This window comes from Porphyromonas sp. CAG:1061 (assembly GCF_000435035.1).
In the GTDB taxonomy this organism is placed as follows: Bacteria; Bacteroidota; Bacteroidia; order Bacteroidales; family Porphyromonadaceae; genus Porphyromonas_A; species Porphyromonas_A somerae.
In genome coordinates this window covers 1-8,824 of record NZ_HF988828.1, presented here as the reverse complement: position 1 = coordinate 8,824, position 8,824 = coordinate 1, and the positions used below count along the sequence as shown (strand labels likewise).

Annotated in this window: 6 protein-coding genes; all 6 read right to left on the bottom strand. The window is 49.3% G+C overall.

Features of this window, described 5'->3' with window-relative positions; all coding sequences use genetic code 11:
- A partial coding sequence (locus tag QVO39_RS00500; RefSeq protein ID WP_288171211.1) for a DUF5117 domain-containing protein occupies positions 1-1,004 on the bottom strand: 1,004 nt, incomplete at its 3' end.
- Positions 1,005-1,032: 28 nt separating this feature from the next.
- Positions 1,033-2,466 carry a hypothetical protein gene (locus tag QVO39_RS00495; RefSeq protein ID WP_021902553.1) on the bottom strand — a complete coding sequence of 478 codons (1,434 nt, stop codon included), beginning with the start codon at positions 2,464-2,466 and terminating at the stop codon, positions 1,033-1,035.
- A 12-nt stretch (positions 2,467-2,478) separates the two neighbouring features.
- Positions 2,479-3,252 (bottom strand): DUF4843 domain-containing protein, encoded by a 774-nt coding sequence (locus QVO39_RS00490; RefSeq protein ID WP_021902552.1) that lies wholly within the window; start codon positions 3,250-3,252, stop codon positions 2,479-2,481.
- Between the two features lie 10 nt (positions 3,253-3,262).
- A complete protein-coding gene (locus QVO39_RS00485) occupies positions 3,263-4,744 on the bottom strand; it encodes a RagB/SusD family nutrient uptake outer membrane protein (RefSeq protein ID WP_021902551.1) in 1,482 nt (493 codons plus the stop codon).
- A 15-nt stretch (positions 4,745-4,759) separates the two neighbouring features.
- On the bottom strand, positions 4,760-7,816 hold the full coding sequence (locus QVO39_RS00480; RefSeq protein WP_288171207.1) for a SusC/RagA family TonB-linked outer membrane protein: 3,057 nt from the start codon (positions 7,814-7,816) through the stop codon (positions 4,760-4,762).
- A 307-nt stretch (positions 7,817-8,123) separates the two neighbouring features.
- Positions 8,124-8,824: tRNA pseudouridine(38-40) synthase TruA (gene truA, locus QVO39_RS00475; RefSeq protein ID WP_288171205.1), on the bottom strand; the 701-nt coding region annotated here is incomplete at its 5' end.

Sequence of the window (8,824 nt, the reverse complement as noted above, 5' to 3'; positions counted from 1 at the left end):
GCCTGTGCTAGTGCCCCTTGCCATTGTAGCACCCCCTGTCGGATGGGTTCTTTCCAATCTTCGGGGAAGGTGGGGTCTAGGTAGAGCACGATTGGCTCAATGGGAGCTACTAACTCGCCACGCTGATAGGCCTCGAGGTCGCGAGGGATCAGGCGATATCTATTGGCGAGGTAGAGGCTCGAGCTCTTATCGAGGTCGGGGCGGAACTGTAGTTTGGTTGTGGTGTAGGTGCCTACGCGTGTATCGGCAACCCTTACCGGCATGGCCTCTTTGGGAAGCTTAATGAGGGTGAAGGTGGCCTCTACAGTGGTGGGCATATCACTTGCCACAGAGACCATACCCAGCATAGTGGCGGAGAGCTTGTAATTGAGCTCCACGCGCACTTGGACGTTATCCTCAAAGGAGCTCAGTGATTTGATAAAAGACATAGAGCTCTCGGGGGTAGCGGAAAGGGTAAATTCGCCTGAGTGCTTGGGGATGACGCTGACCAGCTTATTCTCCCGAGCTAGTAGATTGGTGGCATCGATGAGAAAAGCACTTGAATCGGGGGCGTATGCCTCGATTGGGAAAGCTTGTACGTAGGGGTCGCGATAACTGATGGAGAGTGCCTTTTTTAGTTGTTCGTCGGCTCCCTCATCATAGACGATGGTATTGGCTTTCTTGACTACTACGGTGCTATCTCTTAGCTCAAAGCTCATCAAGAGGGGCTCCTCGCTCTTCATTCCTAGTGTGAGGATGGTACCGTCTGAGACACTCGATAGGGCGGCACCGAGGAGTAGCTCACTCCCTAGCTCCGACTTGGGGATCTCTAGGTAGAGCTTCCCATCTTTTTTGTATAATCCAAGGAAGCCATCAACCGCTTTCTCTACCTTGGCATCCTTAAATACTTTGGCGTACTTCTCCTCCTTGCGCTTCTTTCCACCAGCAGACACTTCAGTGGGAATGCCCCAAAGAAGTGCTACTGATAGAAGAAGAGCCGTAAGGACTCTTATCTCCTTTGTCATTACTCTTTACTCTGTGTATGTTTGTATGTTATAGATTGGTTGGGTTGTCCTCTCTGAGTGCTATCTTTACGATCTTAACCTGAAGGTCGGTCCACTCCATATCTACCTGGTGATTCTCAAGGTCTATACGCTGAATCGTAGACTTTGCGCCATCGGTAAGGGCTATATAGAGGTACCTACTCTCTTTATCTACCTTCATATCCACCACCTTTTGCCCAGCTGGGGTCTTGAGGAGTGGTGAGCCTTGGTAATTGCCCTCAGATACGATGCTGTACCCATAGATATCTTTCCCCTCAGGGTCGGTGTAATAAATCAGGTTACGAAGTGAAGCAGCCACTAGGATACTTCCTTTCGCGAGCTTGGCATTAGTGGGTACCATTCCAGAGTAGGTAAGCTCCTTGTCGTGGTTGTACTTCTTACCAGCCTTATACAGACCCGGCTTGAGCTTTAGCTCCTTAATAGAACCGTCGCTCTTTGAGCGGAGGTAAAGGACCATCTGCTGCGATTGGTCGAGCGACAGCATCTCTAGTAGCTCATAACCCTTGGTTTCATCCTTGAACCACACCTCAGCCTTTTTGTGTTTAGCTAGGAGAACTTCATTTTGATTGTCGTATACTAGATAACCATCGGTAGAAGCCTCACCCACCTTTCTCCAATAAAGTAGTCTTGGAGCGAGATAAGGCTCTTGCCCAAACTCTTTCTTGGTTAATGGGGTCAGCACTTTTCGATAGTCTTGATTATTAACGGAAAGAAGTACCGCATCCATAATGCCAAAGCGCCCATTGTAGAAAAAAGGACCTAGCTTATCATTAGGGTCGCCCATTAAGCCTACCACGTCGGTGGAGAGCTTCAGTGGCTTTAAAAACCTCATCTCGTCGGGGCTGAAGCTATATAGATTCTTGCCGGCAGCGAGGAGAAACCCTTTGTAGCCATACTTCTCATTGGCATAAAAGGCAAGGTCGTGAGGCTCTCCCTTGAAGGTCTCTTTGGGATTGTTGAGAGCTAGTGAGTTGAGGTCGATATCCTCCTTGGGCTGAAGCGGGTCAATATACCCTACTTTTGCCTCTGAAGCATCACCCCAAAGGAAGTAAATCCCCTTGCGGTACCGGTACTGTATATCGATTTGGCTCGTGAAGAAGAGTGTGGTCTCTCCATTGGTTACCTTAAGGCGTACAGGGAAGATGCCGAATTCATTGCAGGGATATACCAGGTCTTTCTCCTTTGAGACCTCTTTGTAATTGACTTCCCATGAGTAGGTCAGTGGCTTCTCAACCCCCTTCATCTCTATCTCTGGGCAAGGGATTGTCAGGGGTAGACCCTGAGCTCTTCGGTAGATCTCTTGTAGCTCTCCTTTGGGAACAAGCTCCGTGATGGCCACGTCTGCTTCGGTGCTGTGATCCTTAAAGCATGAGGAGAGTGCTAGCATAGTAGCTAGGGCGATTAAAATATATCTTTTGCTCATATCGTTGACTGTTTATTCTACAAATGTTAGGTAGGCAGATGGGTCTGGAATGGGAGGAACCTCTAGCTCGGGGTGAGCTAGGAAGTAATCGCGTACATTCTTGATGTTGAGCATCCACTCGGCAAACTTTGCACCAAAGTTCTCGTCGGCCCAAAACTTATTCTCATCGTGGTCATAAGCCTCTAATAGCTTGATGTACTTGAGTGTGTGATAGTCTCCAAGGTAATATGGTCCCAAGTAGATCCAGGGGGAAGGGATAGCTAAGTAGTTATTGAAGGTGATGGTGTATTGGTTTTGCTTTTCAAAGGCAACCTGTAGATCCGTGGTTCCCTCTAACTTAATAGTAAGCTGTACGGGCTCTTCGACTTCGGCAGATAGTTCACTACGAAGTAGCTCGATACGGAGGGTATCGGTGTACTCACCAGCTCTAAATTGGTAGCTCTCCTTGAGTGGGGTGAAGTGCTTGCCAGCCTCTGCAGTGGTCTTATCTTTTACGATAGTGACCTTGTAGCTACGAGCCTGCTCCGACTTGTCCCCAAGTACACGGAGAGGTATTTTCACCTCGTGAGATTGCTCCTCTAGCGGATTAGGCCCGAAGGAGTAATTGATGAGGGTGTCTGCCTTGGTGAGTTGGTCAAAGTATATTTTGCCCTCACCATGGTACGCACCGTCGGTGGATATCCCTAGCTCATCGGTCTTTTGTGACAAGGGAGTGGAGCAACCACCTAGTAGTAGGCCCCCTGTGGCACCGATGATTAGTAGTGACTTATATAATGTACTTTTCATATGCTTATATTTACTTGCTTACGTTACCAAACTCCTTTTCGCTCTCTGGCCATGGAAGTACAAAGATCTCCTCTGATGGCTCAAAACTCTGATTGCTACTGTGAGCTAAGATAGGTAGATTGTAGAGCTTATAGGCAAAGAAGATCTGTCCTTCGCCTGGCATCTCACGCATCCGCTCCCGTAGCATCTCCTGGATATAGTTTTCCTTGGTATCCAAAGAGTTGTCTGTAATGGGCTCTAACCCACGGCTAGCACGTACCTCATTAAGTAGCTTGATGGACTCTTCCTTATTGGTGTCATATAGACTCTCCGAGAGGATGTAGTACATCTCAGGCAGACGTATCAGAGGGATGCCCCTGAAGGTCTTTTGAGTCAATTCGTTTTCAGACTCTATAAGTCGGGTATAGACAAAGGTGCCTCTGCTCTCCTCCTTGTAGAAGGCTGCATAACGATGATCGGTATTGGTGGCGGTAAACTTATCGGTCTCGTAGAGAGCCTTAAGGTCTTTACGTGCCTCGGTAAAGTTGCCCGACTGAGGGTTGGTGAGGAATAGGTCGTAGATATTCTGTGCCTGCTTATCGGCATAGATACCAAAGAGTATCTCCCCTGTGCCTGGGAAGTTCTTGATATTCTTAAACTCATTGGGCTTGGTCAGAGCTAGCCCTTTCACCTCCCCAGATTCGTCACTACCTACCACATCGGCATTAATGACCTTTCGGGCATACTCTGCAGCCTTGGTCTTGTCGCCCATAGTGTAGTAGACACGCGCCTTCAATGCCATCACAGCATACTTATTCAGCTCCGAATAGCGCTCATCATAATAGGGGTCTTTCGATAGACCGAGTGGTGCATTGAGGGTATTATCCTTCTGCAAAAGGGTCTCCGCTTTGTCGAGGTCGGCAAGGATATTCTTGTAGACCCCTTCAATATCAAAGAGTTCCTTATTATTTTGGTCAGCCTCAAAGGCGTAGGGGATACCACTCTTGCCACTGCGGTCGGCATACCTTACGCAGAATAGGCGGACAAGATCAAAGTGAAGGAAGGCACGCAGTGCATAGGCTTCACCCTTGATGATATCCATAGTTTCACCTGTGAGGTCGGTCGTCTCGGCATGCTTGATAATTAGATTGACCGCGGCGATAGTGGAATATTGCGAAGCCCATATATTATCTATGATAGGGCGGACATTAAGGTTAGTGTACTCATACTTGGTGATCTCGTTGTCGAGATTGGCGGTGTTGATGTACTTAAACATCTGACCTAACTTGTCCACAAATCCATAGGAGAGGTTCTCACCATAGAGTGCCTGATCACCCATCAATGCATAAACTCCATAGAGGGCATCTTTGAATCCTTGCTCGTCGCTAAACTGTACATCCTCTGGCAAAGTTCCCTTGGGTTGGACGTCGAGAAACTTATTGCAGCTCACAAGGCTACCAGAAAGTAGTAGCAGAGTGGTGACGAATAGGTATATATTATTCTTTTTCATCATTCGATCCTAACTTCATTAAAGGGTAAAACGTATGGTCATCTCCACCGACCTAGCATAAGGGTACGATAGTCCACGCTCCTGCTTGATGCTAGAGTAGTGGAAAATATCATTCGCCATCAGCTCGAGGCGTAGATTGCGGATATTGAAGTACTTAAGGTCAATAGGCTTAAAGTCGTAAGCCAGTGAGAGCGTACTGAGCTCTAGGAAGTTGTGCACCGACACAAAGCGAGTAGTCTGCATAGGCACTGTTGAGTCAGCAATGTCTTTGTACGAAGCCTTATCGCCAGGCTTTGTCCAGCGGTCGTTGAAGACACGCTCATCGGCATTCTTCTTAGGGTCGGCTCCCTCTACTCGGCTAGCGAGAGTGGTATTGTAGTCCATAGCCCCTAGCTGGTACCTCAGACCTGCAGTGAGTGAGAAACCTTTGTAGGTGAGGTAAGAGCTCATCATACCCGATACCACAGGGCTGGTATCTCCCACGGTGATCTTATCCCTTGGGTCATATTCAAAGGTGAGTGAACCATCTCGCTTGATGTAGATCTCCTTACCTGTAGCAGGATCAATACCGGCCGAAGGTACCACCTTTAGTGTAGATAGCGACTCACCCTCCACGTAGATAGGCAGTGGCTTGCCAGCCTCATTCTTCTCCATATTCTTCTCGTTTTGAGCCTTCAGTGCATTACTGATCTTGCGGATCTTATTGCGGTTATGCGAAGCGGTTAGAGAAAGGGTCCAGTTCCAATCCTTAGTGCGGATAGGTACCACTCTAGTGCTGAGCTCGATACCCTTATTCTCTATCTCGCCCACGTTTTGCTTAGCCGTCTGCACACCTACTGATGGGGCTTTCGTCACATCTAGAAGTAGGTTGTCGGTGATCTTCCAGTAAAGGTCGAGCGACATATCCCAGCGACCGTTGAAGATATTAAGGTCTAGTCCGAGGTTATTATTCATGGTCCGCTCCCACTTCAGATCGGGGTTACCAATCGTGATAGGCACCGAGCCAGCTCCCTTTACATAGGTAAATCGCTCACCATACTGGTAGGTAGTAAGGGCTTGGTAGGGCGAGAAGGAGACATTTCCTAGATACCCTGTACTTACTCTTAGCTTCAGAAGGTCCACATTCACCCCCTCCATAAAGGGCTCCTTGTGGATATTCCAGCCCGCACCTGCCGACCAGAATGGGGCGAAGCGGGTGTTCTTACCAAAGAGCGAGGATCCCTCATAGCGGTAGATAAAGTCAAGGAAGTAGCGCTCCTTGTAGATCGTATTGAGGTTGACAAAGAAGCCCACACCCGTCACGATCTCATCACTACTCACTGGACGGCTACCGGCACTATATCCCGAGGAGAAGCCTGGGTCGGCTAGCTTCTCAGAGAAGTAACCGATAGAGGAGTAGCTCGATAGTTGAGAGGAGCGATACTCGATGTTGCTACCGCCCATCACGCTGAGGAAGAGGTCGTCAATCACATTCTTATTGTACGAAAGCAGTAGCTTCGCTGCAAAGTCGGTAGAGCGTCGGAAAGTCTCCGAGAGCCTACCCCTTTGGCTTAAGTTTTTAGTAGTAGCAAATTCGCCCGATCGTGGGGAGACGAATCTTAGGCTATTAGAGCGCCCTCTTTGGAAAGTTGCATCACCATCAATTCGGAAGTCGCCAAGCCACACACGTAGAGTGGTGGTATTGAAAAAGTCGAAGTTGCTAGAGTTGCTCTTATTCCCCACCGACGCCTCGTAGAGAGGGTTGCGGAGATTATGATTCAGGAGCTGACGCAATTCGCCAGTCTGATCGTAAGGACTATCATAGGGGTTGGCATTCACGAAACTGGTAAAGTCACCATAAGGCGAATCATAGCTATTCACAAAGCTCACACGAGCTAGATTAGAGATGAAAAATAGATTCTCACGACTGTAGGAGAGGTTAAAGGTAAAGTTAAGACGATCTCTACCAGAGCCTTTCATCACACCGGCGTCCTTACCATAGCGAAGACCAAGGCTGTAGCGAGCGTAATCGTCACCTCCATCCACATTGATATTGTGGTTTTGAGAAACTCCCACTCTCAGTGGCTTTGCAAGCCAATCGGTATCCACCCCTCTAGCCACTTCTGTAGCAAGAGCTGCATACTTCTTATCCAACTCATATCGGTGCTGAGGGTTTGCATCATTGTAGAGCCCTGCCAGTCTTTCGTACTCTAGCTTTTGCGATGCATTGAGAAGGTGATAGTCCGAGAGGTCGGGGAAAGAGGTACGTATCGTTCCATTGTAGCGGAGCTTCAGCTTACCACCCTCTAGTGCTCTCGTGGTGATAACAATCACACCAGCCGAGCCCTTAGCACCGTATAGTGCTGTAGCGGAGGCGTCACGAAGTACCGTCACACTCTCCACCTCGTTCATATCCATATCAAAGACAAATTCGCTCGAGACGATAGAGCCATCCACCACAAAGACCGGCATATTGGCCTTTCCCTCAAAGGTGGCACGACCACGGATATTGATCTCCTGCTGTGCGTTAGGGTTAGATCCCATAGCACTATTCTCCATAGTCACCATACCTGGGACAAATGCCTCAAGGCTCTGCAGAATGTTCTTGGTGCCGATGCTCATGATCTGCTTCTTATCCACAGTTGTCTGCGAACCTGTAAAGCTGCTCTTATTCTTGGTCATGTAACCGGTAACCACCACTTCGTCAAGGAGATCCACATCCTCCTCCAACTGAATGGTGACCTCAGCGCCAGCTTTTACCTCTTGCTCTACGGTCTTAAAGCCCACGAACGAAAAGGTCATGATTACTCGTTCCTTGGTTACAGGGATCTCAAACCTACCAGAGGCATTAGTGCCCCAAGCGCCCTTCATCCCTTTGATGCGGATTCCGACGCCAGGGAGAGGCTCGCCTAGGTCGTCCAAAACCACTCCCTTAACCACTTTCTTACCATCGCTCTGAAGCTCGGTTAGCTCCTCTGAAGTGGGGAGCACTGAGCTACTAGCGTGTAGAGAAATAGGTAGCAATAGGAGTAGCAGACCCACTGAGAGTAGGCCCATTAGCTCACGTGGAGCATTCCATTTTGTCATTCTATTCATGTTTTAATTCTGAGTGGTGATATGTGAATATCTATATATTGGGTTGACCCCTTCTCAATGTGGCTATATTGAAAACCTACAGTGAGTTGGGAAATAATTTTACAAATATAAGAAAATTAATGCCAGATGTCAACTATTTGGCAAAAGTAATCAAGGACGACGCCTTCGTGCAACAGTCTCTACTCGGTCAAGATAATGACCTCCGCGAGGTCCTTTTCCTCGGACAAAGGCTAAAAAAGAGCACCCGAAGGTGCGGCGTCCGACTTGTCTGACCTGTCCGACTCGTCCGATTAGGCACCCCTCCTGATTAGGTGGCTTGGAAGAGGAGGGTGCCGAGTAGGTGGGGTGGGTAGGTGACCGCTTCTAGGCGGAGGCCAGTGGCGGGAGCGGTATTGAAGGGGTACTCGTCGTCGGCACGCTCCAGGATCGCCCCAAACTCCTCGGGGGTGAGGTTGCCCATTCCCACCTCTAGCAGTGTGCCGACGAGAGCCCGCACCATACTTCGGAGAAATCGGTTGGCCGTCACCTTGAAGACCCATTCCCCATCGCCTAAGTCCTGCCATTCCGCTTGGGTGACAGTGCAGAAGTGGTTGGTGACGTCGGAGTGCTTCTTGGCAAAGGAAGAGAAGTCGTGCCGACCTAGGAGCTTACTTGTAGCCCGATTCATCTGCTCAAAGTCGAGCGGAGTGGTCACCAGCGTATGGTACTTCCGCCGAAATGGGCTAGGGTAGAGGGAGAGGTAATAGCCGTAGCTCCGACTGGTGGCACTAAAGCGTGCGTGAAAGTCGGGGGCAACGCTCTGCAACTTCAGAATCAATATATCGGGCGGAAGGAAGCGATTGAGCCGAAAGATCGCCTCCGGGAGTCGCTCCCCTATCTCCTCGCTCACATCTAGGTGGGCGACCATTGAAGTGGCATGTACCCCCGTATCGGTTCGCCCCGCCCCCACCACCTTAATCGGTTGTCGGAGGATGGTCGAGAGCCGCTCCTGTAGCTCTCCCTGCACCG

Bases quoted from the DNA above. Each gene is read 5' to 3' on its own strand.
- QVO39_RS00485 (WP_021902551.1), bottom strand. From the start codon at position 4,744: ATGATGAAAAAGAATAATATATACCTATTCGTCACCACTCTGCTACTA.
- QVO39_RS00490 (WP_021902552.1), bottom strand. From the start codon at position 3,252: ATGAAAAGTACATTATATAAGTCACTACTAATCATCGGTGCCACAGGG.
- QVO39_RS00495 (WP_021902553.1), bottom strand. From the start codon at position 2,466: ATGAGCAAAAGATATATTTTAATCGCCCTAGCTACTATGCTAGCACTC.
- QVO39_RS00480 (WP_288171207.1), bottom strand. From the start codon at position 7,816: ATGAATAGAATGACAAAATGGAATGCTCCACGTGAGCTAATGGGCCTA.